At 71.2% G+C, this 23852-nt stretch carries 21 protein-coding genes; 6 read left to right on the forward strand and 15 right to left on the reverse strand.

Features of this window, described 5'->3' with window-relative positions; genetic code table 11:
* The first annotated feature begins 390 nt into the window (after positions 1–390).
* The gene (locus tag ACGFYU_RS24065; protein ID WP_393829381.1) at positions 391–1026 is read left to right on the forward strand and encodes a YceI family protein; all 636 of its coding nucleotides are present in this window, start codon (positions 391–393) and stop codon (positions 1024–1026) included.
* A 31-nt stretch (positions 1027–1057) separates the two neighbouring features.
* On the opposite strand, the gene ACGFYU_RS24070 is transcribed toward ACGFYU_RS24065, so the two are convergent.
* The 6 genes from ACGFYU_RS24070 to ureA all read right to left on the reverse strand — a co-directional run bounded on the left by ACGFYU_RS24070 (position 1058) and on the right by ureA (position 8678).
* The gene (locus ACGFYU_RS24070; protein WP_393829382.1) at positions 1058–2416 is read right to left on the reverse strand and encodes a hypothetical protein; all 1359 of its coding nucleotides are present in this window, start codon (positions 2414–2416) and stop codon (positions 1058–1060) included.
* A 119-nt stretch (positions 2417–2535) separates the two neighbouring features.
* Positions 2536–4155: a citramalate synthase gene (gene cimA / locus ACGFYU_RS24075; protein ID WP_393829383.1), complete on the reverse strand. Its 1620-nt coding sequence runs from the start codon at positions 4153–4155 to the stop codon at positions 2536–2538.
* A gap of 358 nt (positions 4156–4513) precedes the next feature.
* Positions 4514–5158: a TetR/AcrR family transcriptional regulator gene (locus ACGFYU_RS24080; RefSeq protein WP_393829384.1), complete on the reverse strand. Its 645-nt coding sequence runs from the start codon at positions 5156–5158 to the stop codon at positions 4514–4516.
* Positions 5159–5187: 29 nt separating this feature from the next.
* Positions 5188–6225 (reverse strand): agmatine/peptidylarginine deiminase, encoded by a 1038-nt coding sequence (locus ACGFYU_RS24085; protein ID WP_393829385.1) that lies wholly within the window; start codon positions 6223–6225, stop codon positions 5188–5190.
* A 12-nt stretch (positions 6226–6237) separates the two neighbouring features.
* Positions 6238–7971, reverse strand: a complete 1734-nt coding sequence (locus ACGFYU_RS24090; protein ID WP_393829386.1) for an urease subunit alpha — start codon at positions 7969–7971, stop codon at positions 6238–6240.
* Positions 7968–8678 (reverse strand): urease subunit gamma, encoded by a 711-nt coding sequence (ureA, locus tag ACGFYU_RS24095; protein WP_393829387.1) that lies wholly within the window; start codon positions 8676–8678, stop codon positions 7968–7970. Before ureA ends, ACGFYU_RS24090 begins: the two co-directional genes overlap by 4 nt.
* Positions 8679–8834: 156 nt before the next feature.
* Between ureA and ACGFYU_RS24100 the strand changes: the two genes are divergently transcribed.
* Positions 8835–10262, forward strand: coding sequence for a cytosine permease (locus tag ACGFYU_RS24100; RefSeq protein WP_393829388.1), 1428 nt, complete (start codon positions 8835–8837; stop codon positions 10260–10262).
* 72 nt (positions 10263–10334) lie between these two features.
* On the opposite strand, the gene ACGFYU_RS24105 is transcribed toward ACGFYU_RS24100, so the two are convergent.
* The 5 genes from ACGFYU_RS24105 to ACGFYU_RS24125 all read right to left on the reverse strand — a co-directional run bounded on the left by ACGFYU_RS24105 (position 10335) and on the right by ACGFYU_RS24125 (position 14546).
* Complete coding sequence (locus ACGFYU_RS24105) at positions 10335–10649, reverse strand: antibiotic biosynthesis monooxygenase family protein (protein WP_393829389.1); 315 nt, start codon at positions 10647–10649, stop codon at positions 10335–10337.
* A 76-nt stretch (positions 10650–10725) separates the two neighbouring features.
* Positions 10726–11826 carry a branched-chain amino acid aminotransferase gene (locus ACGFYU_RS24110; RefSeq protein ID WP_393829390.1) on the reverse strand — a complete coding sequence of 367 codons (1101 nt, stop codon included), beginning with the start codon at positions 11824–11826 and terminating at the stop codon, positions 10726–10728.
* A gap of 234 nt (positions 11827–12060) precedes the next feature.
* Complete coding sequence (locus ACGFYU_RS24115; protein WP_393829391.1) at positions 12061–13101, reverse strand: 3-isopropylmalate dehydrogenase; 1041 nt, start codon at positions 13099–13101, stop codon at positions 12061–12063.
* A gap of 82 nt (positions 13102–13183) precedes the next feature.
* Positions 13184–13360, reverse strand: coding sequence for a hypothetical protein (locus ACGFYU_RS24120; RefSeq protein ID WP_393829537.1), 177 nt, complete (start codon positions 13358–13360; stop codon positions 13184–13186).
* Positions 13361–13580: 220 nt separating this feature from the next.
* Complete coding sequence (locus ACGFYU_RS24125) at positions 13581–14546, reverse strand: LysR family transcriptional regulator (protein ID WP_393829392.1); 966 nt, start codon at positions 14544–14546, stop codon at positions 13581–13583.
* Between the two features lie 100 nt (positions 14547–14646).
* On the opposite strand from ACGFYU_RS24125, the gene ACGFYU_RS24130 reads away from it, so the two are divergent.
* Together ACGFYU_RS24130 and ACGFYU_RS24135 are read left to right on the forward strand one after the other, a co-directional pair.
* A complete protein-coding gene (locus ACGFYU_RS24130) occupies positions 14647–15660 on the forward strand; it encodes an NADP-dependent oxidoreductase (RefSeq protein WP_393829393.1) in 1014 nt (337 codons plus the stop codon).
* A gap of 119 nt (positions 15661–15779) precedes the next feature.
* Positions 15780–17810 carry a phosphocholine-specific phospholipase C gene (locus ACGFYU_RS24135; RefSeq protein WP_393829394.1) on the forward strand — a complete coding sequence of 677 codons (2031 nt, stop codon included), beginning with the start codon at positions 15780–15782 and terminating at the stop codon, positions 17808–17810.
* Here the strand turns inward: ACGFYU_RS24135 and ACGFYU_RS24140 are convergent.
* Positions 17807–18352, reverse strand: a complete 546-nt coding sequence (locus ACGFYU_RS24140; RefSeq protein WP_393829395.1) for a GNAT family N-acetyltransferase — start codon at positions 18350–18352, stop codon at positions 17807–17809. The genes ACGFYU_RS24135 and ACGFYU_RS24140 overlap by 4 nt on opposite strands.
* Before the next feature lie 77 nt (positions 18353–18429).
* On the opposite strand from ACGFYU_RS24140, the gene ACGFYU_RS24145 reads away from it, so the two are divergent.
* Positions 18430–19131 carry a nitroreductase family protein gene (locus ACGFYU_RS24145; protein WP_393829396.1) on the forward strand — a complete coding sequence of 234 codons (702 nt, stop codon included), beginning with the start codon at positions 18430–18432 and terminating at the stop codon, positions 19129–19131.
* A gap of 78 nt (positions 19132–19209) precedes the next feature.
* Here the strand turns inward: ACGFYU_RS24145 and pruA are convergent, their stop codons facing one another.
* Positions 19210–20841 (reverse strand): L-glutamate gamma-semialdehyde dehydrogenase, encoded by a 1632-nt coding sequence (pruA, locus tag ACGFYU_RS24150; RefSeq protein WP_393829397.1) that lies wholly within the window; start codon positions 20839–20841, stop codon positions 19210–19212.
* Between the two features lie 39 nt (positions 20842–20880).
* Positions 20881–21807, reverse strand: coding sequence for a proline dehydrogenase family protein (locus ACGFYU_RS24155; RefSeq protein WP_385178358.1), 927 nt, complete (start codon positions 21805–21807; stop codon positions 20881–20883).
* A gap of 170 nt (positions 21808–21977) precedes the next feature.
* Between ACGFYU_RS24155 and ACGFYU_RS24160 the strand changes: the two genes are divergently transcribed.
* Positions 21978–23213 carry a PucR family transcriptional regulator gene (locus tag ACGFYU_RS24160; RefSeq protein WP_393829398.1) on the forward strand — a complete coding sequence of 412 codons (1236 nt, stop codon included), beginning with the start codon at positions 21978–21980 and terminating at the stop codon, positions 23211–23213.
* A gap of 9 nt (positions 23214–23222) precedes the next feature.
* Here ACGFYU_RS24160 and ACGFYU_RS24165 read toward each other — a convergent pair whose 3' ends face one another.
* The gene (locus ACGFYU_RS24165) at positions 23223–23813 is read right to left on the reverse strand and encodes a TetR/AcrR family transcriptional regulator (RefSeq protein WP_393829399.1); all 591 of its coding nucleotides are present in this window, start codon (positions 23811–23813) and stop codon (positions 23223–23225) included.
* Positions 23814–23852 lie beyond the last annotated feature (39 nt).

Raw genomic sequence — 23852 nt, forward strand, 5'->3', positions numbered from 1 at the left:
CTTGCCCTTCGCATGCTGGGCCTCGGTCGCACGGTCACTCGGGCCGCGCCGCGCCTGCTCACGCAGCGAGTGCAGCTCGGCCACGCGCCCACGGGCATCCGTGGGCTCGCTCGGGGTCTGGTCCACAACGGTCATGTACCGACCTTACGAAGTGGGCGATGAAAAACCTCCGTTCATTCCGCACAGTCTCCGGTGTCATCAGCTGTCCGGCCCGCACAGTGCCGCCGAGGGTTGCGCGGACTCCGCCATACGGGGCCTTCGTCCTTTGTGGTGCTTCCACAAATCGGGGGGACACGATGCCAAGATGTTGAAATTTGAACGGAATGGGTCTAGCGTCGTTCTCGTTGACATTGTTAAAGATTCAACAGAATCGTTACCGAGGAGCAAGTCATGGGTCTCTTCACCCGCCGCAGCCAGACCACGCAGACCGCGCGTCTCCAGGAAGGCGCCACCGCCGCCGTCTCCACGCTCGAAGTGGACCCGGCCCTGGCCGCCCTCACTGGCGACTACGTCATCGACGCCGCCCACAGCAGCATCGGCTTCACCGTCCGCCACGCCATGGTCACCAACGTCCGCGGCAGCTTCGCCGAGCACGAGGGCGCCCTGTACCTGGACGGCGCCGACCCCTCCCGTTCCACCGCCTCCATCGACGTGAAGATCGCCTCCGTCGACACCGGCATCGCCGACCGCGACGGCCACCTGCGAAGCGCGGACTTCTTCGACGCCGAGGCCTTCCCCCTGATGACCTTCCGCTCCACCGAGGCGAGCCGGGTAGGCGGGGACACCTACCGCATCACCGGCGAGCTGACGATCAAGGACGTCACGCGCCCGCTCTCCATCGACCTGGAGTTCAACGGCTCCGCCACCGACGTCTACGGCAGCGAGCGCGTGGGCTTCGAGGGCTCCGCCGAGATCCTGCGCTCCGACTGGGGCCTGACCTGGAACGCCGCCCTGGAGGCCGGCGGGGTGATGGTCAGCGACAAGGTGAAGCTGACCTTCGACATCTCCGCCGTCAAGCAGGCCTGACGGGGCGCTCGACCCGGGTGACCGGGGGCGGCTACCAGCCGCCCCCGCCGTCGAAGCCGCCGCCTCCGTCGAATCCGCCGCCGAAATCCCCGCCGCCGAAGTCGGACGGGTTGAAGTCGGCCCCGGAGACGTCCCCGCCCTCGAAGCCGGAGCCGTAGTCGCCGCCGCCGAAGTCCGAGGCGTAGGCGGGGCTCGACATCATCGAGCCGAGCATCGTGCCCATGAGCAGGCCGGGCAGGATGCCGCCGCCGAAGTAGCCGCCGGCCCAGGGACCGTACGCCGGGCCGGCGTCGTAGTAGGGGCGCGGTCCGCGCTCGGTGTCGACCGTACGGACCGCCGGGTCCTGGCCGTCGCGCAGCCGTACGGCGTCCGCGGTGCAGACGGGCACGGTGCGCGCCGCGCCGCCCGCCGGGGCCCAGTCGGTGTCCTCGGTGCTCGGCCCGTGGCGCGGGTCGAAGAAGCAGGGCAGCCGGCGCTCGGGCACGGGACGGCCCTGCCGGCGCGCGTCGAGGCAGGCCAGGGCGTAGCGGCCGTCCTCCAATGCCTGGGTCACGCCCCGGACCTCTTCGGGGCGCTCGACCGAGGCCATGATCTGCTTGGCCTTCTCGTAGGAGTCGAGGCCCTGCTCGTAGTCCTTGCGCATCGCGTCGTCGGCGCCGGGCTCGCCGGGGTGGAAGTCCAGCCGGTCCAGTTCCTCGCCGAAGGCCGTGATGTCCTCGTCGACGACGACGCTGAGGCGCTCGATGGCCTCGCGCCGGGCCTCTTCCTTCTTCTTCCGGTTGCGGCGGACCAGCGCGTAGGCTCCGCCGCCGCCGATCGCGGCCACCGCACCGAGGGTGATCAGCCCGCCGACCGGGGCGCCCCCGTCGGCGCCGGTGCTGCCCCAGGAGGCCGGGGCGCTGCCCTTGGCCTGGCTCAGTGCCTGGTCGACGAAGTTGTTGAGCTGGGTGCTCGCGTCCACCGGGGTGCCGGTCTTCACGGCCTCGGTGAGGTTGCGTACGGCGTTCTGCGGCATGACGGCCTTGTCGGCGCCCGCGTTGAATCCGTCGCCGAGCCGGATCGCGTAGAGCCCGGTGATCCCGGTCTCGGCCCGGACGGCGCCGAGCACCTTGTCCTGGGGGAACTCGGCCGTGGCGGGCAGCACGGCGACGAACACCGGCTTCCCGGCGTCCTTGATCTTCTGCGCGAGCGCGTCCGCCTCCGCCTTGGGCAGCTGCGCCTCGGCGCGGGGATCGACATACACCGGGCCCTTCTTGAGGGCCTCCCCCACGGCGGCGACCCCGGTGGCGGCGGACGCCTGCGGGGCGACCACGAGTGCGGTCGCGGACAGGGCCAGCAGCAGACCGGAGAGCACCGATCCAAGACGTACGGATATAAGCCTGGTCCTCATACCCATGACGCTACCCGAACCGGGATTTTCCTGTGTGAGCTGGACATAAGGCCATCCCCGAACGGCGTCGGACCCCGCCGGGACGGAGGCCCGGCGGGGTCCGGAGCGGCGGAGGGCTGTTACTCGGCCGGTTCGACGCCCGCGTGGAGGAGGCCGTAGGTGAAGGCGTCCTCCAGGGCCTGCCAGGACGCGGCGATCACGTTCGGGGCCACGCCCACCGTGGACCACTCGCGGACGCCGTCCGTGGTGGCGACCAGCACGCGGGTCGTGGACTCCGTGCCGTGCTTGCCCTCCAGGATGCGGACCTTGTAGTCGACCAGCTCGAACTTGGCCAGCTGGGGGTAGAAGCGTTCGAGCGCGACCCGCAGGGCGCGGTCCAGGGCGTTGACCGGGCCGTTGCCCTCCGCCGTCGCGACGATCCGCTCGCCCTTGGCCCACAGCTTCACCGTGGCCTCGTTGGCGTGGGTGCCGTCAGGGCGGTCCTCGACGATCGCGCGCCAGGACTCGATGCGGAAGTACTTGCGGGCCCGGCCCTCGGCCTCGGCACGCAGGAGCAGCTCGAAGGAGGCGTCGGCCGCCTCGTACGTGTAGCCCTGGAGCTCGCGCTCCTTGACCCGCTCCACGACCCGGGAGATCAGCGCGCGGTCCCCGCCGAGGTCGACGCCGAGCTCCTTGCCCTTGAGCTCGATGGAGGCGCGGCCGGCCATGTCGGAGACGAGCATCCGCATGGTGTTGCCGACCCGCTCGGGGTCGATGTGCTGGTAGAGGTCGGGGTCGACCTTGATGGCCGAGGCGTGCAGGCCGGCCTTGTGCGCGAAGGCGGAGACACCCACGTACGGCTGATGCGTGGAGGGGGTGAGGTTGACGACCTCGGCGATGGCGTGCGAGATCCGGGTCATCTCGGCCAGCGCGCCCTCGGGGAGCACCTTGCGGCCGTACTTGATCTCCAGCGCGGCGACGACGGGGAAGAGGTTGGCGTTGCCGACCCGCTCGCCGTAGCCGTTGGCGGTGCACTGGACGTGGGTGGCGCCGGCGTCGACGGCGGCCAGGGTGTTGGCGACGGCGCAGCCGGTGTCGTCCTGGGCGTGGATGCCCAGGCGGGCGCCGGTGTCCGCGAGGACGGTGGCGACGGTCGCCGTGATCTGCGCGGGCAGCATGCCGCCGTTCGTGTCGCAGAGGATGACGACGTCGGCGCCGGCCTCGTGCGCGGTGCGTACGACGGACTTCGCGTACTCGGCGTTGGCGCGGTAGCCGTCGAAGAAGTGCTCGCAGTCGACGAAGACGCGGCGGCCCTGTGCGACCAGGTAGGAGACGGTGTCCCGGACCATCTCCAGGTTCTCGTCCAGCGTGGTGCGCAGAGCCAGCTCGACGTGCCGGTCGTGGGACTTGGCCACGAGCGTGATCACCGGGGCGCCGGACTCCAGCAGGGCCCGCACCTGCGGGTCCTCGGCGGCCGAGCCGCCCGCCCGCCGGGTCGCGCCGAAGGCGACCAGCCGGGCGTGCTTGAAGTCGATCTCGGCACGGGCGCGGGCGAAGAACTCGGTGTCGCGGGGGTTGGCGCCGGGCCAGCCGCCCTCGATGAAGCCGACCCCGAAGTCGTCCAGGTGCCGGGCGATCGTCAGCTTGTCGGCGACCGTGAGGTTGATGCCCTCGCGCTGGGCGCCGTCGCGCAGGGTGGTGTCGAAGACGTGGAAGCTGTCGTCGAGGACCGCTGCTGCCGCCTCTGGTGTCGTCGTCATGCTGATCTGACTCCTGTCGGATGAGTGGTTCCGGAATCCCGGGATCCACTGCCCCCATCATCGCGCGCGTTCACGGCCCGGCAGGATGAGGCCGGGAAACGAAAAAACCTCTCGCGGGTGCGAGAGGTTTGCGCGCGGGTCTGGGGCACGGTGGCCGCTTCCCGCGAAGGTCTTCCACGGTTCAGCGGTCACTGAGGACCGGCGCGCTGCTGGCGATAATCATGAGCTGAGCAGGCACGCTCGCAGTGTGCCATACCGCTCGCCGCGGGTGGACGCGGATCTCACGATGCGGACCGGTGGCGGGTGTGGTTCGGGTGCGGCGCCGTTGCCGGGGGCGCTGCCCCCGGACCCCCGCGCCTCAAACGCCGGCGGGGCTGGATTCGGCGGGGCCGGACCCGAGGCCTTCCGTGAGGTACTCGCGGACGTGGTTCAGGATTTCCTCGCGGTCCAGCGTCGGCAGACCCACGGCCAGCTGGATGCTGAAGCCGTCGAGCAGGGCCCTGGTGCGGGCCGCGAAGCGGTCGGCGTCGACCGGGCGGAACTCCCCGCGCGAGATGCCCTCGGCGAGCAGGGCCACCAGGTCCCGGTGCCAGGCGCCCTCGATGGCCGCCTGCCGGTCCCGTTCCTCCGGTCCGGCGTTCTGGGAGCGGTTCCAGACCTCCAGCCACAGGGTCCAGTGCGGGTCCCGGGCGTACTCGGGCACGTACAGGTCCACGTACTCCCGGAGCCGCTCGCGCGCCGGGGCGCGCCGGGACAGCAGGGCCCGGCGCCGGTCGCCCAGCGCCGCCTCGCTCCACTCCAGGGTCTGCAGCAGGAGCTCGTCCTTGCTGCGGAAGTAGTAGAGGAGGTGGCCGCTGCTCATGCCGACCTCGCGGCCCAGACCGGCCATGGTCAGGCCTTCCAGGCCCCGCTCGGCGATCGTGGCCATGGCGGCGGCGAGTACGTCCTCGCGCGGGGGCGCGTTCTTGCGCGCCGCCCGTACCGGTACTCCACCCGCCGCCATGGGCCCACTCCTTGTCCGAATGCCGAAGGTCAGACCTTCGGCTGCTGCTGGGTGATGCAGTGGATACCGCCACCCCCGGCGAAAATCGTACGTGCGTCAACGAGCGTCACGGTCCGCTCCGGGAACAGTCCGCGGAAGATCTCGGCGGCCTCCTCGTCGCGCGGGTCGTCGAAGGAGCACAGCACCACGCCGCCGTTGCACAGGTAGTGGTTGATGTACGAGTAGTCGACCCACTCTCCGTCCTCCTCCAGCACGGTCGGCGCGGGGATCTCGACGACCTGCAGCTGCCGGCCCTGGGCGTCGGTGGACGCGCGCAGGATGGCCGCGATGGTCTTGCAGCGCTCGTGATCCGGGTGGGCCGGGTCGGGCTGGGTGTGGACCATGACCACGCCCGGACGGGCGAAGGCGGCGACGATGTCGACGTGGCCCTGGGTGCCGTAGGTGCCGTAGTCGCCGGCGAGGCCGTACGGGAGCCAGATGGCCTTGGTGGTGCCCAGGTGGGCGTGGATCTCGGCCTCCACCTGCTCGCGGGTCCAGTCGGGGTTGCGGCCCTTGCCCAGCTGCACGGTATCGGTGAGGAGCACGGTGCCCTCGCCGTCGACGTGGATCGCGCCGCCCTCGTTGACCAGCGGGGTGCTGTACGTACGGGTGCCGACCACGTCGGAGATGTGGCGGGCGATCTTCGAGTCGTGGTCCCAGCGGGCCCACTCCTGGGCGCCCCAGCCGTTGAAGGTCCAGTCGACGGCCGCCAGCTCGCCGGCGTCGTTGGTGACGAAGGTCGGGCCGATGTCCCGCATCCAGGCGTCGTCGAGCTCCCGCTCGACCAGCTGGATGTCGTCGCCGACGATGGCGCGGGCGCTCTCGGCGTCACCGGGCGAGACCACGAGGGTCACGGGCTCGTACGTGCGCACCGCGCGGGCGACGGCGCCCCAGGCCTGGCGGGCCTCGGCGAGCTCCTGCTCGTTGGTGAAGGTCGGGTTGGGGCTGGGCCAGGCCATCCAGGTGCGCTCGTGGGGGGTCCACTCGGCGGGCATCCGGAATCCGGCGTTCACGGGCTGTGCAGTCATGGCAGGAGGTCCTTACAGGAAGTACAGGCGGTTGAGGGAGACCGACTCGGCGGCTTCGGAGCGCAGCGGTTCCCCGTCGAGGGAGACGAGGCCGCTGCGCGCGTCGACATCGACCGCGCCCACCCGGGAGTTGAGGAGCATGTCCTTGGGGCCGATGCCGCGGGTGCCGCGGACGGCCACCCGGCGCCGGCGGGTCGGCATCTCGTCGCTGCCGAGGGCCGCCGCGGCGGCCGAGACGAAGGCCACGGAGATGTCGGCGGCCGTGGCGCCGTACGAGCCGAACTGCGGGCCCAGGACGAGCGGTTCGCAGGTGTCGGTGGCGGCGTTGGGGTCGCCGGTGACTCCGTAGGCCGGGAAGCCGGACTTGAGGACCAGCTGGGGCTTCGCGCCGAAGAACTGGGGGCGCCAGAGCACGATGTCGGCGAGCTTGCCGACCTCGATGGAGCCGATCTCGTGGGCCAGGCCGTGGGCGATGGCGGGGTTGATGGTCAGCTTGGCCATGTAGCGCAGGACGCGGGCGTTGTCGTCGCCCTCGCCGTCGCCGGCCAGCGGGCCCAGCTCGCCCTTCATCTTCGCCGCCATGGCGAAGGTGCGGCGGATGGTCTCGCCCGCGCGGCCCATGCCCTGGGCGTCGGAGGAGGTGATGCCGATGGCGCCCAGGTCGTGCAGGACGTCCTCGGCCCCCATCGTCCCGGCCCGGATCCGGTCGCGGGCCATGGCGGCGTCGCCCGGGAGGTCCGGCTTGAGATCGTGGACGGAGACGATCATGCCGTAGTGCTCGGCGACCGCGTCCCGGCCGAAGGGCAGGGTGGGGTTGGTGGAGGAGCCGATGACGTTCGGCACGCCCGCCATCTTCAGCACGTTGGGGACGTGCCCGCCGCCGCAGCCCTCGATGTGGAAGGCGTGGATCGTACGGCCCTCCAGGACACGCAGGGTGTCCTCGACCGAGAGGCACTCGTTGAGGCCGTCGCTGTGCAGCGCGACCTGTACGTCGTGCTCCTCGGCCACCCGCAGGGCGGTGTCCAGGGCACGCGTGTGCGCGCCCATGTCCTCGTGGACCTTGAAGCCGGAGGCGCCGCCTTCGGCCAGGGCCTCGACGAGGGGGGCGGCGTCCGAGGAGGAGCCGCGGGCCAGGAAGCCGATGTTGACCGGCCAGGCGTCGAAGGCGTTGAAGGCGTGCTTCAGGGCCCACGGGGAGTTGACGCCGACGCCCCAGACCGGGCCGAACTCCTGGCCGATGACCGTGGTGACGCCCGCGGCGAGCGAGGCCTCCATGATGCGCGGGGACAGCAGGTGCACGTGGGTGTCGACGGCGCCGGCGGTGGCGATCAGGCCCTCGCCGGAGACGATGCTCGTGCCCGTGCCGACCACCACGTCGACCCCGTCGAGGGTGTCGGGGTTGCCGGCCCGGCCGATCGCGTGGATACGGCCCTCGCGGATGCCGATGGACACCTTGCGGATGCCCAGGACGGCGTCGATGACCAGCACGTTGCTGATGACGACGTCGCACGTCTCGCGCACCGCCGCGGCCTTCAGGTGCAGGCCGTCACGCGCGGTCTTGCCGAAACCGGCCAGGAACTCGTCGCCCGGCTTCTGCGCGTCGGACTCCACCCGGACCGTCAGCCCGGAATCGCCGAGCCGGACCCGGTCCCCGGCGCGGGGGCCGAAGACGGAGGCGTACTCGTGCGGGTCGATGTGCCGGCTGCCCGGCGCACAGTGGTCGCTGTGGGGGGTCTGGCGGCTCATGCCCGTGCTCCTTCGCTGCCGATTTCACGTACGCCGAGGTAGTCGCAGGCGGCGGCCCTGCGCAGGGCCTCTTCCTTGGCGCCGGGGGCGTCGAGGGGTCCGTCCACCAGCCCGGCGAAGCCGACGGCGATCCGGTCGCCGCCGATCGGGACCAGCCCGACCTCGCCCTCGCCGTGGGGGTCGAACCGTACGGACGAGCCGGCCGGCACGCACAGCCGCATGCCGTAGGCCGCGGCGCGGTCGAAGTCGAGGCGGGGGTTGGCCTCGAAGAAGTGGAAGTGCGAGGTCACGCTCACCGGCACGGAGGCCGTGTTGCGCACGCGCAGGTGGAGCACGGGCTCCGGCTGGGGGGCGCCGGGGCCGGGGACGACCGCGCCGGGGGCGTCGTCGCCGAGGGAGGCCGCGCCCTGGATGGGCGCGGAGACCACCGCGAGACGGGATCCGTCGTCGAAGACGGCCTCCACGTGCACCTCGGTGACGACGTCGGCGACGCCGGGCAGGACGTCGTCGGGGCCCAGCACGCTACGGGCCTCCTCGATGGCCTCCGCCAGCCGCTTGCCGTCGCGCGCCGCCTCGCAGACCGTGTCCGCGATCAGCGCGGTGGCCTCCGGGACGTTGAGCTTGAGGCCCCGGGCCCGACGGGCCCTGGCCAGTTCCGCTGCGCTGCGGAGCAGCAGCCGGTCGCGCTCCGTAGGGGTCAGCCGCACGGCGATCCACCACCTTTTGACTCGATGGGTTAGAGCATCACTCTAACTCTTCATTTCCTTGCTGGGAATGATTGACCTGCGGGCAGGGCGTGAGTCACATTGAGTGTCGCTCAAATTAATGCGCAACCATCCCCGCCCTGCCAAGGGAGTCCCCCCATGCCCATCGAACAGCGCGGAGTCGACACCATCCCGGAAGAGGAGCGAACGAGCGGTCCCCGTGACCTGATCTCGATCCTGCTCGGCTCCAATCTCTGCCTCGGCGTGATCGTCTTCGGCTGGCTGCCCCCGTCCTTCGGGCTGGGCCTGTGGCCCTCGGTCACCGCCATCGTGACCGGCACCCTGGTCGGCATCGCCTTCACCGCGCCGCTGGCGCTGGTCTCCCTCAGGACCGCCACCAATCTGTCCACCTCCAGCGGCGCCCAGTTCGGCGTGCGCGGACGGCTGGTCGGCTCGATCGTGGGGCTGCTGCTCGCGCTCGGCTACACCGCGCTCACGCTGTGGATCGGCGGCGACGTGATGGTGGGCACCCTCTCCCGGCTGACCGGGCTCCCGGACACGGGCGTCTCGCGGGCGGCGATGTACGGCGTACTCGCCGCGTGTACCGTCGTCGGGGCCGTCTTCGGCTACCGACTGCTGCTGCGCATGAGCAAGGTCCTCTCCATCGGCATGGTGATCCTGCTGGCCGTGGGCTTCTTCGCCTACGCCCCGGACTTCACCACCGCCGCGCCGCCGGAGACCCCCCTCCTCCTCGGCTCCTTCTGGCCGACCTGGCTGCTCGCGGCCGTCGCCGCCGGCCTCAGCGGTCCCGTCGCCTTCATCACCCTGCTCGGCGACTACACCCGCTACATCTCCCCCAGCAGGCACAGCTCCCGCAAGGTGTTCTGGGCCACCGGCCTGGGCCTGCTGATCGGCCTGCTGATACCGCAGCTCTTCGGTACCTACACCGCCCTCGCCGCCAAGGCCGGAGCCGACTACGCCGGGCCACTCGTGGAGGCCGCGCCGTTCTGGTACCTGATCCCGCTGCTCGCCGCCGCCGCGGCCGGCTCGGTGGGCAACGCCGGGCTGATGCTCTACTCCATGGGCCTCGACCTGGACGCCATCGTGCCCAAGGCCACCCGCACGAAGGCCACCGTGATCGCCGCCGTCGTCGCCACCGCGTTCGTCTTCTTCGGCTCCTTCGAGTGGGACGTGCAGTCCGCGATGACCTCCTTCGTCCTGCTGCTGACCGCGATCGGCACGCCCTGGGCCGTGATCACCCTCATCGGCTACGTGCGCTGCCGCGGGCAGTACGACGCCGACGCCCTCCAGGTCTTCAACCGCCGCTCGGTGGGCGGGATCTACTGGTACCGTCGCGGCTGGAACCCGGCCGCCACCGTCTCCTGGGCCGTCGGCGCCGGCGTCGGCGTCCTCGCCGTGACCACCCCCTTCTACGAGGGCCCGCTGCTCGCCCTCACCGGCGGCGTGGACTGCTCCTTCATCCTCTCCGGCCTGTCCGGCGGGCTGGTCTACCTCGCGCTGACCGCCCGCACCGCCCCGGCGACCGTTCCCGCCGAGGAGCCGGAGCCGGTGACCGCGGCCGCCTGAGTCGCCCCGTACACGCGGAAGGCCCGCGCCCCGGATCTCCGGGGTGCGGGCCTTCGTACGTACGGGCGGGCCTCAGGCGTCGACCGCTCGCGCCAGCGAGAAGCCGCCGCCCTGCATGTCCTCGCACAGCGCGCGGCAGCCGCCGAAGTACTCGGCGAACTCGGGCTTGTCCTGCCAGGCCTTCATCGCCTCCACGTCGTGCCAGGAGGCGAAGGACACGTAGTGGCCCGGGTTTCCCAGGTCACGGATCAAGCGGGCGAAGAGGAAGCCCTCGTTCGCTTCCTTGGTCCAGGTCAGGAAGGCCGTCCAACGGTCGACGAACTCGTCTTCCTTGCCCTCGGAGACCTTCCAGTTGCCGGAAGCCCAGTAGTTGCTTGCCTCGGACATCGCACACCACCTCGGTACGGGACCCCTCTCCAGATTAGGCCCGTACCGATCGGTCGCCTCTCGGTCGCCTCCGGGCTCAGCCCAGCGGGTGCATCCAGCCGTGGTGGTCGGCGGCGTGGCCGGTCTGGAGCTCCAGGAGAGCCTTGCGCAGGCGCATGGTGACCGGGCCGGGCTCGCCGTCGCCCTGGATCCAGTCGGCGCGCTCGGACTTGACCGAGCCGACCGGGGTGATGACGGCGGCGGTGCCGCAGGCGAAGACCTCGGTGAGGGTGCCGTTCGCGTTGTCGCGCTGCCAGTCCTCGGTGGTGATGCGGCCCTCCTCGGCGGTGTAGCCGAGGTCACGGGCGATGGTGAGGAGGGAGTCGCGGGTGATGCCGGGGAGGAGCGAGCCGGTGAGCTCGGGGGTGACGATGCGCTGTGCTCCATCCTCTTGGCCGTACACGAAGTACAGGTTCATCCCGCCCATTTCCTCGATCCAGCGGTGCTCGACGGCGTCGAGCCAGACCACCTGGTCGCAGCCGTGCGAGGCCGCCTGGGCCTGGGCGACGAGGGAGGCCGCGTAGTTGCCGCCGGTCTTGGCGGCGCCGGTGCCGCCCTTGGCGGCGCGGACGTACTCCTCGGAGAGCCAGACGGAGACGGGCTTGACGCCACCGGGGAAGTAGGCACCGGCGGGCGAGGCGATGACGATGAAGAGGAACTCGTTGGCCGGGCGGACGCCGAGGCCGACCTCGGAGGCGAACATGAACGGCCGCAGGTAGAGGGAGGCTTCACCGGAGTCCGGGACCCAGGCGCGGTCCTGCTTGATGAGCGCGTCGCAGGCGGCGATGAACAGGTCCACCGGCAGCTCCGGCATCGCCATGCGGCGGGCGGAGGACTGGAAGCGCTCCGCGTTGGCCTCGGGGCGGAAGGTGGCGACGGTGCCGTCGGGCTGGCGGTAGGCCTTGAGGCCCTCGAAGATCGTCTGCGCGTAGTGCAGCGTCATGTTCGCCGGGTCGATCGACAGCGGCGCGTACGGGACCAGCTCGGCGTCGTGCCAGCCGCGGCCCTCGGTCCACTTGATCGTCACCATGTGGTCGGTGAAGTGGCGGCCGAAGCCGGGGCTGGCCAGGATCGCCTCGCGCTCCGCGTCGGACAGCGGGTTCGAGGAGGGCTTGAGCTCGATCGTGGGCGTCGTCATGAGTGCTTGTCCTTCACCGTTGTGTATGGCGGACCGCGCTCATGCGTACTAGTTACTAGGACGTCCGAGCTTCCCCGAAGTCCGCGGCCTCGCGTTCGATTATCCCGCGCGAGGTCAGTTCGGAGAAACGGGGTGTTGCGGCCCAGGGGAGATGGTGGCACCCGGGGCCGCACAGGAGAAGCCGCCGGGTCCTGGAATGCGACCCGGCGGCTTCCTGGAGGTGGAGCTGCCGGGTCAGCCGGCTACTCGAGCGGCGAGGGCGTCGCCGATCGCGTCGGTGGAGCGGAAGGTGCCGTCGCGCTCGGCCAGGTCGGCGGAGACCGCGTCCTCGATGCGGACGGCCTGGGCCTCGTAGCCGAGGTGGCGCAGCAGGAGGGCGACGGAGAGGATCGTCGCGGTCGGGTCGGCCTTGCCGGTGCCCGCGATGTCCGGGGCCGAGCCGTGGACGGGCTCGAACATGGAGGGGAAGGCGCCGGTCGGGTTGATGTTCCCGGAGGCGGCGAGGCCGATTCCGCCGGTCACGGCGGCGGCCAGGTCGGTGAGGATGTCACCGAAGAGGTTGTCCGTGACGATGACGTCGAAGCGCTCGGGCTGGGTGACGAAGAAGATCGTCGCGGCGTCGACGTGCAGGTAGTCGGTGGTGACCTCGGGGTACTCCTGGCCGACCTTGTCGAAGATGTTCTTCCACATGTGGCCCGCGTACACGAGGACGTTGTTCTTGTGGACCAGCGTCAGCTTCTTGCGGGGGCGGGCGTTGGCGCGCTCGTACGCGTCACGGACCACGCGCTCGACACCGTAGGCGGTGTTGAGGCTGACCTCGGTGGCCACCTCGGCGGGGGTGCCGGTGCGCAGCGAGCCGCCGTTACCGGTGTACGGGCCTTCGGTGCCCTCGCGGACCACGACGAAGTCGATCTCCGGGCGGCCGGCGAGCGGGGTGGCCGTGTTGGGGAAGAGCTTCGAGGGGCGCAGGTTGATGTAGTGGTCGAAGGCGAAGCGGAGCTTCAGCAGCAGACCGCGCTCCAGGACACCGGACGGGACGGAGGGGTCGCCGATGGCGCCCAGCAGGATCGCGTCGTGGTGCTTGAGCGCTTCGAGCTCCGCGTCCGGGAGGGTCTCACCGGTGCGGTGCCAGCGCTTGGCGCCGAGGTCGTATTCCTTGGTCTCCAGCTTCACATCCTGGGGCAGGACCGCGGTAAGGACCTTGAGTCCCTGAGCCACGACTTCCTGGCCGATGCCATCACCGGGGATCACTGCGAGATTGATGCTGGTCGACATGTCGGAACCGTACTCCGTGTCCCAGCCCTCAGACATATCGCGTCCACCATCTGGACGCGATATGTCTCGGAAGGGCGCTTGCTCAGTGGCCGGTCGACCCGCCGTTGTCCCGGCGGTCCAGGGCGCGCTGCAGGGCGGCTGCGGCGTTCTTGCGGTCGGCGTCGGCGGTGGAGGAGCGACGGACGCGGCGGGCGGCGGGGGCGGAGGAGGAGGTGTGCATGGTGATCGACTCCTTGAGATCACGGCGTGGCGGGGCCACGGATGAGGGGTTCCTTCAAGGCGCCGGAAGAGGCGGGGAGCGATGCGCCGCAGGGGTTGCCTGCCAGGGCGCGCGCTCTCGACCGCCATTCGCCCGATCGGCGAGACGTTCGGCTTCTACAAAGCTAGGGCAGGCCCCGCTGTCTGTCTCCGCAATTACTCGGACTTCCTACTATCTGAGACGCCGAACCCCCCGGAAGGCCTCCTCCAGGGGGTCCGTTTCAGCTCTTGCCGGAGCGGAGTTCCCTGATCAGGGCCCTGACGGCGAGGGTTGCCGCCGATTCCGGCGTGGTGACGTATCCCACCTGCCTCACCGGCCTCAGGGGGCCCAAATCGGTGATGTCGACGGCCTCGGTGGCCTCGCACAGGGACAGCTCGGGCAGGATCGCCATCCCGAGTCCGCGTCCCACCATGGTCAGCACCATGCCGTCGTCCTCCGCCTTGACGGTGGCGCACGGGATCCAGTCCTGGGCCCGCCACCACGCGCGGGTGTACGAGCCGCAGTTCTCGTCCCAGTCCAGCAGGGGCAGCGACTTCGGGTCGGGGTGTCCGGCGGGGTGGACCAGCGCGTACGCCTCCTCCCTGAGCACCCCGGCCAGCAGGCCCGCAGGCAACTCGTCCGACCCGCCCAGCGTGGCGATGCCGAGGTCGGCGCGGCCCGCCGCCACCTCCCCGGCCGTGCCGGCGCCGAGCTCGCGCACCACCCGGACCTCGGGGCGGATCCCGGGGTGGCGGGCGGTGAGCCGTTCCAGCGCGGGCGGCAGCAGGTGCAGGGCCGCGCTGCGGAAGGCGGCGATCCGGAGCACGCCCTCCACGGCGTCCCCGCCGGCCGCCGGGCCGCCCCGGCCCGCGCCGCGCACCTCCGCGCCGAGGACCTCGTACAGCCGCAGGATCCGGCGGCCGAGGGCGACGGCCCGCTCCCCCGCCCGGGTGGGCGAGGCGCCGCCGCGGCCCCGTTCGAAGAGCACCGCGCCGAGCTTCGCCTCGCTGCCGCGCACGGAGTGCGACACGGCCGACTGGGTGAGGCCGAGCCGGACGGCGGCGGCCGAGAAGCCACCGGTCTCGGCGACGGCGACCAGGATGCGCAGTTCCTGCGGAGCGAGCTCGGCCGGGCCGCTTCCGCGGGCGCTTCCGGTGCCGGTGCTGGTTCCGGTGCTGGTTCTGGTGCCGCCGATGCCGGCTGCCATGGGCCTCTCACCTCGTTCTATGAGCGCCGCTCATGCGGCGGCGGCTTCCATGAGCCAAACCCCCTGCCCGGCCCGGTGATTCCCTCCTAGCGTCGGCGCCATGACCACGAACACCGCTTGCGCCGTCCACCAGATCGCCCGCCCGACCGGCTTCCCCGCCGCCTCCGACTTCACGTACGCCGAGTCCCCCGTCCCGGAACCGCGGCCCGGCACCGCCCTCGTGCAGAACCTGCTGCTCTCGGTGGACCCGTACCACCGCGGGATGATGGACGGCGGCGAGGACGGCTTCGAGCTCGGCGCCCCACTGGAGGGCCGGTCGGTGGGCCGCGTGCTCGCCTCCCGCGACCCCGGCCTGCGCGAGGGCGACCTCGTCTTCCACCGGCGGGGATGGCGTACGCACGCCCTCGTCACCCGCGGCGTGGACGGCACGCGGACCCTGCGCAACCACGCGGACGTCCCGCTGGAGGCCTACCTCTCGATCCTCGGCGGCACCGGCCTGACCGCGTACGCCGCCCTGACCCGGACCGCCGCCCTCCGGGAGGGCGAGGACCTCTTCGTCTCCGCCGCGGCGGGCGGGGTGGGCACGGCCACCGGCCACATCGCGCGGCTGCTCGGCGCCCGCCGGATCATCGGCAGCGCGGGCTCGGCCGCCAAGGTCCGCCACCTCACCGAGGTGCTCGGCTTCGACGCGGCCTTCGACTACCACGACGGTCCGGTCGGCGAGCAGCTAGCGAAGGCCGCGCCCGACGGGATCGACGTCTACGTCGACAACGTGGGCGGGGACCACCTGGAGGGGGCGATCGACGTGCTGCGCGAGTACGGGCGGATCGCCTGGGTCGGCGGGATCTCGATGTACCACGACGACCGCTCCCCCGCCGCGCCCCGCAACCTCTTCGAGGTCGTCCACAAGTCGCTGCGGCTGGAAGGGGTATTGGTTCGCAATCACACCAATCTTCAGGATGAACTGGAGGATTTCCTCGTCCCCCATCTGCGCAGTGGCCGGATCGGCACGGACACCACCATTGTGCAGGGATTCGATCACACGGTGGAGGCCTTCCTCGGCATGCTCCGTGGGGACAATCTAGGCAAGATGCTCGTTCGTCTCGACAGCTGAATCCGGCCAGCCGGATGTTCACCGAGTTCTTACCGCACGGATGTAGACCTTTGCGGCCGCTGCCCCCACTCTTGCCGTCAATGTGCCAGCCGGGCACTGGAGTTGGAGGCGAGTAGGCAGTGACACCGATCAGCCGCAGAGGGTTCGTGGGAATCGGCGCCGGGCTGATGGCGGGGGCTGCCCTGCCCGCGATCGCGCCGGCGACGGCGGCCGCGGCCGCCGCGACCGGCACGATCACCGACGTGAAGCACGTGGTGATCCTGATGCAGGAGAACCGCAGCTTCGACCACTACTTCGGCAAGCTGAAGGGTGTCCGCGGCTTCGGTGACCGCGCCGCCGGCAACATCCCCGGCGGCTGGGGCACCTTCAACCAGCCCAACTGGGGCGGCCGCCAGTACCCCTGGAAGCTGTCCGCCACCCCGGCGGCCGGCGGCGCCGACAGCGAGACCCTGGCCCAGTGCACCGGCGACCTCCCGCACAGCTGGACCTCGCAGCACGCCGCCTGGAACAAGGGCCGGATGGACAACTGGGTCGCCGGCGTCGGCAAGACCCACACCCTCGGCTACCTGGAGCGGGGCGACATCCCCTTCCACTACGGGCTCGCCGACAACTACACGATCTGCGACGCCTACTTCTGCTCCACGCTCAGCGCGACCGGCCCGAACCGCACCTTCCTGTGGAGCGGCAAGATCGACGCCTCCAGCAAGGACGGCGGCGACGAGTCCGGGCTGACCTGGGAGACGTACGCGGAGGCCCTCCAGCGCGCGGGCATGACCTGGAAGGTCTACCAGAACGCCCAGGACAACTACGGGGACAACGGGCTCGCCTACTTCAAGAAGTTCACCGACGCGGCGCCCGGCAATCCGCTGTGGGACCGCGGCATGGGCTCCGTCCCGAAGGTCACCGGCTCCACCCCCGACGACATCGCCGCCGCCATCCGCGCGGACGTGGTCGCGGGCACCCTCCCGCAGGTCTCCTGGGTCGTGGCGAACGAGGCCTTCTCCGAGCACCCGTACGCCCCGCCCGGCGACGGCGCGCACTTCGTGGACCTGGTCTACCGCGCGCTGGCCGCGAACCCGGAGGTCTTCGACTCGACCGTCCTCTTCCTCAACTACGACGAGAACGACGGCTTCTTCGACCACGTCCCGCCGCCGATCGCCCCGCCCGGCACCCCCGGCGAGTACCTCGACGGCATCCCGATCGGCCTCGGCTTCCGCGTGCCGATGCTGGTCATGTCCCCGTGGACGCGCGGCGGCTGGGTGAGCTCCGAGGTCTTCGACCACACCTCGGTACTGCGCTTCATGGAGACCTGGACCGCCGCCCTGGGCACCCCGGCCACCTGCCCGAACATCAGCGCGTGGCGCCGCAAGGTCGTCGGCGACCTGACCGGCGTCTTCGACTTCGCGCACCCGGTCTACGGGGTCCCGGCCGGCCTCCCGTCCACCGCCAAGGTGATCGGCCAGTCGACCTGCGGCCCGCTGCCCAACCCGGTGCCGCAGGACAACGCCCTCCCGGCGCAGGAGCCGGGCACCCGCCGGGCGCGAGCCCTTCCGTACCAGGTGAACGGCAATCTGGACCGCTTCGAGTTCGGGGCGGCCGGCAAGATCCTGGCCTGGTTCTCGATGACCAACCAGGGCGCGGAGGCCAAGCAGGCCGCGCACTTCTCGATCCACCCGCACCAGTACCGGGACACGGCGGCCTGGCAGTACACGGTGGACGCCGGTGCCACCTCGACGGACTACTTCAACATCGGACTCGGCAGCGGCTCCGGCAAGTACGACATCTCGATGTACGGCCCGAACCGGTTCCTGCGCCGCTTCATCGGCGACGCGTCGAAGGCCGGCAAGGCGATCGAGGTCGCGGCCCGCTTCGCGGTGGAGCCGGGCATCGGAAAGACGGCGATCTGGTTCAAGATGACGAACACCTCGGCCGCGCCGGTCACCTTCACGATCCGCTCCAACGCCTACCGCACGGACGGCCCGTGGACGTACACGGTCCCGGCGAACTCCTCGCGCGAGGACTACTTCAACGCGGTGGCGTACAACAACGGCTGGTACGACTTCACGGTCCTGGCCGACTCCGACGGCACCTGGTCGCGCCGCTACACGGGCCACATCGAGACGGGCGCGGCCAGCATCAGCGGCAGCTAGAGCACGTCCCCGTCACGCCAGTCGAAGTCGAGCCGCCCGGAGGGGTCCAGCCGGATCCCTCCGGGCGGCGCCCAGACGTAGGTCGACCCCTCCTCCTCGGGGAGACGCACGGGCCCGGCCGGCGAGAGGGCCCCGATCGTGCCCGGCCACACCGACCAGCCGCGGCCGATGTAGAGCGCGGCTCCCTGGTCGGAGGCCGACAGCGCGCCGAGCACGTAGGCCCGCCGGATGATCGTTTCCAACTCGCCCATGACGTCGCCGCCGATCCCCCGCCGCCGCAGGTCGGCCCGTACGGCCACGCCCTCCACGTACCCGACCCTCAGCGCCCGCCCCTGGTGCACCACCCGCCGCTGCACCACGCTCCCGTGCGCGACGAGCTCCCCGCCCTCCCGGACCAGGGCGTGCATCCCGCCGAGGGCGTGCTCGAAGTCCTCTTCGCCGAAGTCCCCTTCGAACGCCGCGTCGAGCAGGGCCCGGATCTCCTTCAGCGTGCCGGCGTCCAACTGTGCGGTGTGCGCGAGGCGTGTCCGCGTATCGGTCATGGAACCAGTATGTCCCCGCCACGAATCGACCGGCATGCCCCTGGCCACCGGGGCGCCCGGCTCCGCACACTCGCTGCATGTCGCCCACCGATCGGCAATGGACCCCCACCCACGGCGAGCCGTACCGCCCCGCCGCCTACCGGCCCGAGCGGATGCCGAGCGCGGAATCCCTCGCTCGCTCCGCCGAGTTGCGGGCGCGGATGGACGAGCGCAGGACCGTACGTCACTTCTCCCCCGACCCGGTCCCCGAGCAGGTGGTCCGGGACGCCATCGCGTGCGCCGCGACCGCGCCCTCCGGGGCGCACCAGCAGCCGTGGACCTTCGTACTGGTCAAGGACCCGGCGGTCCGACAGCGGATCCGCGCCGCCGCCGAGCAGGAGGAGGCGCTCTCCTACGACGGCCGCCTCGGCGAAGAGTGGCTCGCGGCCCTGCGCCCCCTCGGCACGGACGCCGTGAAGACCCACCTCACGGAGGCCCCGGCCCTCGTCGTGGTCTTCCAGCAGCGCTACTGGCTCGGCCCGGAGGGCACGAAGCGCAAGCACTACTACGTGGACGAGTCGGTCGGCATCGCGGTCGGCATGCTCCTGTCCGCCCTCCACCTGTCCGGCCTGGCGGCCCTGATCCACACCCCGAGCCCGATGCGCTTCCTCTCCCACGTCCTGAACCGTCCCGAGAACGAAAAGGCCTTCGCGGTGATCCCGATCGGCTACCCCGCCGACGACTGCGAGGTCCCCGACCTGATCCGCAAATCCCTCGACCAGGTCATCGTCGAGGTCTGACCGGCCCCGGGAACTGGAACCGCCCCCGCTCCGGACTTGGGGGTACCGGGGCGGGGGCGGGGTTCAGTGGGGCGTGGGTCAGCCCATGTGGGGGTAGCCGTAGTCGGTCGGGGCGACCAGGGTCTCCTTGATGGAGCGGGTCGACGTCCAGCGCTGGAGGTTGGTCGCCGCGCCGGCCTTGTCGTTGGTGCCCGAGGCGCGGCCGCCGCCGAAGGGCTGCTGGCCGACCACGGCGCCGGTGGACTTGTCGTTGATGTAGAAGTTGCCCGCCGCGAAGCGGAGCTTCTCCATGGCGTCCGCCGCCGCGTACCGGTCACCGGCGATGATCGAGCCGGTCAGGGCGTACGCCGAGACGGACTCCATCTGGGCCAGCATGGCGTCGTAGGCGTCGTCCTCGTAGACGTGCACGGCGAGGATCGGGCCGAAGTACTCGGTCGTGAAGACCTCGTTCTCCGGGTCGGTGCACACGATGACGGTCGGGCGGACGAAGTAGCCCTCCGAGTCGTCGTACGTGCCGCCCGCGACGATCTCGCAGGTCGGGTCGGCCTTGGCGCGGTCGATCGCGGCCTTGTTCTTCGCGAAGGAGCGCTCGTCGATGACGGCGCCGATGAAGTTGGTCAGGTCGCGGACGTCACCCATGGTGATGCCGTCGACCTCGGCCGCGAAGGCCTCCTTGAAGCCGTCGTTCCAGATGGAGGCCGGGATGTAGGCGCGCGAGGACGCCGAGCACTTCTGGCCCTGGAACTCGAAGGAGCCGCGGGTCAGCGCGGTCTTCAGGACGGCGCGGTCCGCGGACGGGTGCGCGACGACGAAGTCCTTGCCGCCGGTCTCGCCGACGAGGCGCGGGTAGGACCTGTACTTCTCGATGTTGTTGCCGACCGTCTTCCACAGGTACTGGAAGGTCTTGGTCGAGCCGGTGAAGTGGATGCCCGCCAGCTCGGGGTGGTTCAGGGCCACCTCCGACACCGCGATGCCGTCACCGGTGACGAGGTTGATGACGCCCTTGGGGAGGCCGGCCTCCTCCAGGAGCTCCATCAGCAGGACGGCGGAGTGCGTCTGCGTGGGGGACGGCTTCCACAGGACCACGTTGCCCATGAGGGCGGGGGCGGTCGGCAGGTTGCCCGCGATGGCCGTGAAGTTGAACGGGGTGATCGCGTAGACGAAACCCTCGAGCGGGCGGTGGTCGCTGCGGTTCCACACGCCGGCCGAGTTCGCGCCGGGCTGCTCGGCCAGGATCTGGCGGGCGAAGTGGACGTTGAAGCGCCAGAAGTCGACGAGCTCGCACGGGGTGTCGATCTCGGCCTGCTGGGCGGTCTTGGACTGGCCCAGCATGGTCGAGGCGGCGAGCTTCTCGCGCCACGGGCCGGACAGCAGCTCGGCGGCGCGCAGGATGATCGAGGCGCGGTCGTCGAAGGACATCGAGCGCCAGGCCGGGGCGGCGGCGAGGGCGGCGTCGATGGCCTCCTGCGCGTCGGCCTGGGTGGCGTTGGCGTAGGTGCCGAGCACCGACTTGTGGTCGTGCGGCTGCACCACGTCGAAGCGCTCGCCACCGCCCATCCGCTTGACGCCGTTGATCGTCATCGGGAGGTCGATCGGGTTCTCGGACAGCTGCTTGAGCTGCGTTTCGAGGCGTGCGCGCTCCGGGGTGCCGGGGGCGTACGAGTGGACCGGCTCGTTGACCGGCGCGGGGACCTGGGTCACAGCATCCATGGGGCTGGTAACTCCTTGACCTGGTTCTTGGGCTCTTGGCTAGTTCTTGGTGATCATCGAGCGGACGAAGAAGAGCAGGTTGGCCGGCTTCTCCGCGAGACGGCGCATGAAGTAGCCGTACCAGTCCGTCCCGTAGGCGGTGTACACACGCATCCGGTGGCCCTCCGCGGCCAGCCGCAGGTGCTCCTCGCTGCGGATGCCGTACAGCATCTGGAACTCGTACTCGTCCAGTTTGCGCCCGGCCGTCCGGGCGAGCTCCTGTGCGATGGCGATGAGGCGCGGGTCGTGGGACCCGATCATCGGGTAGCCCTCGCCCTCCATCAGGATCTTCATGATGCGGACGTACGCCCGGTCGATCTCGGACTTGTCCTGGTACGCGACCTCGGCGGGCTCCTTGTAGGCGCCCTTCACGATGCGGACGCGGCTGCCGGCGGCGGCCAGCCGGCGGGCGTCGGCCTCGGTGCGGAAGAGGTAGGCCTGGATCACGCAGCCGGTCTGCGGGAAGTCCCGGCGCAGTTCCTCGTGGATGGCGAACATCGAGTCGAGGGTGGTGTGGTCCTCGGCGTCGAGGGTCACGGTGGTGCCGATCGCGGCGGCGGCCTCGACGACCGGGCGGACGTTGGCGAGGGCCAGCTCGTGGCCGCCCTCCAGCGCCTGGCCGAACATGGACAGCTTCACGGACATCTCGACGGTCTCGCCGAGACCGAGGTCCGCGAGGCGCTCGATGAGCTGGAGGTAGGCGTCCCGGGCGGCGTGCGACTGGGCCACCTCGGTGATGTCCTCGCCGACGACGTCGAGGGTGACCTCGAGGCCGTTCTGCGTGAGGCGCTCGACGATCGGGATGACCTGGTCGACCGTCTCCCCGGGGATGAAGCGGTTCACCACGGGCTTGGTCACCGGGGCGGCAGAGACGATTCGGCGCATCTTGTCGCTGCGCGAGGCGGCGAGGATCACGGGACCCAGCACGGGGCACCTCCAACGGGTGGCAGAAGAAAGCGCGGTAGAAACCGCAAGTAAAACCACCGTGAAACCTAAGGATCGCTTTGATCCTCTGCCATCGACAGCTGTCACGCATCCGTGTCCCGGATCTCATACATCTGTCTGAAGAGCCCGTCCGCGGGTGGGAGAATGTCCGGGTGAAGGGCGATTACCAGGACCTGGTGGACGAGATCTCCGCGCTGCTCGGCGCCCCGGCGACCCTGGAGAACCGGGACTTCCGCCTCATCGCCTTCGGCGCCCACGACAGTGACGACGACGCGGCGATGGACCCGGTACGGACCCGCTCGATCCTGACCCGCCAGTCGACGGCGGCCGTCCGCTCCTGGTTCGAGGGCTTCGGCATCGCCCGCGCGACCGGCCCGGTGCGGATCCCGGCGGCGCCGGAGGCCGGGGTGTTCCGGGGGCGGATCTGCCTGCCGGTGCGGTACCGGGGGATCGTGCAGGGCTACGTATGGCTCCTCGACCAGGAGCCCGGTCCCGGGGCGGCGGAGCTGGCCGCGGCCATGGAGGTGGCCGAGCGGATCGGCATCCTGCTCGCCGAGGAGGCGAAGGCGGGCGCGGACCTGTCCCGGGAGTTCCTGGCGGTGCTCACCGCTGCGCGGGGCTGGCAGCAGGACATGGCGGTGGCGGCGCTGCGGGTCGCGCTTGGCGCGGGCGGGGACGGGCTGCACGCGGCGGTGTGCGTGGCGCCGTGGTCGGGGGAGCCGCCGGCTTCGGTGCCGGGGGCGGCGGCGGTGTGCGTGGTCCCCGGCGGGGAGCCCGGCAGCAAGGGCGGCGGCTCGGCCCTGGCGGTACTGCTCCGACTCCGCTCGACGGACGCGCTGGCCCCGGCCCTGACGGCGGTGGCCCGCCTCCTGCCGCGCGCGGCGGCGGGCACGGCGGGAGCCGGGGGCTCGCCGTCCGCCGCGGGAGTCGCGGCGGGCGCGGGAGTCGCGGCGGGCGCGGGCGGGGTGCACGCCATGACCGCCGGGGTGGCCGATCCCGTACGGGTCCTCGCGGAGCTGCCCGCCGCCTGGGAGCAGGCCGCGGCCGCGGCCCGGGCGGCCTCCGCGCAGCCCCGGCTCGGCCCGGTCGCCCAGTGGTCGGCGATCGGCCCGTACCGGCTGCTGGCCGCCCTCGCCGCCGACCCGGTGGACGACCCGGCGGTCCGCGCCCTGTTGGGCCCGGCGCACCGCGAACTCGCCCGCACCGCCGAGGTGTTCCTGGACTGCGCCGGCCAGGCGGGCCGCGCGGCGGCGGCGCTGGGCATCCACCGGCAGACGCTGTACTACCGGCTCGCCCGGGTGGAGCAACTCACGGGCCTGGACCTGGACGAGGGCGAGGACCGCCTGCTGCTGCACATGGCCCTGAAGGCCTCCCGCCTGCACGGCTGACGGCGCCGCCTAGGCGGGGTCCCCGCCCGCCGCCGGATTCAGCATCGCCGCAGCCCTCCGCATGCCCTCGGTGAACTCCTCGGCGGTGGCCGCCGATTCGGGGTCGAACAGCCACTGGATCATCAGGCCGTTCAACAGCGCCTGGTAGAAGGCACCGAGGGTGCGCACGTCCCGCTCGTCGAGCTGGTCCTCCGGGGTGCCGGTCAGCATCGAGATCAGCCCCCGGCGCCCCTCCCCCTGCGAGGCCGCGAGCATGGCCCGCAGCTCGGGCCGCTGCTCCCCGCTCAGCGCCACCTCCATGCTGGCCGCCCAGATCCGGCCCGACTTCTCGTGCTGCGCCAGCACGCCGTCCCACATCGCGCGGAAACGCTCCAGCGAGCCGCCCTCACCCTCCAGGCCGTCCTGGAACACCTCCCCCCACTCCTCCATCAGGGCGATGAAGGCCTGGGTCAGCAGGGCGTCCTTCGAGCCGTAGTGATAGCCGATGGACGCCAGGTTCGTTCCCGAGGCGCTGACGATGTCGCGCGCGGTGGTGCGCACGAACCCCTTCTCGACCAGGCACTTCTTGGCGCCTTCGAGCAGATCTTCGCGATGTCCCATGCCCACACCGTAGCAAGACGGCTGTCCTAGACGGAAGTT

It is taken from the genome of Streptomyces sp. NPDC048337, assembly GCF_043201175.1.
Taxonomy (GTDB): domain Bacteria; phylum Actinomycetota; class Actinomycetes; order Streptomycetales; family Streptomycetaceae; genus Streptomyces.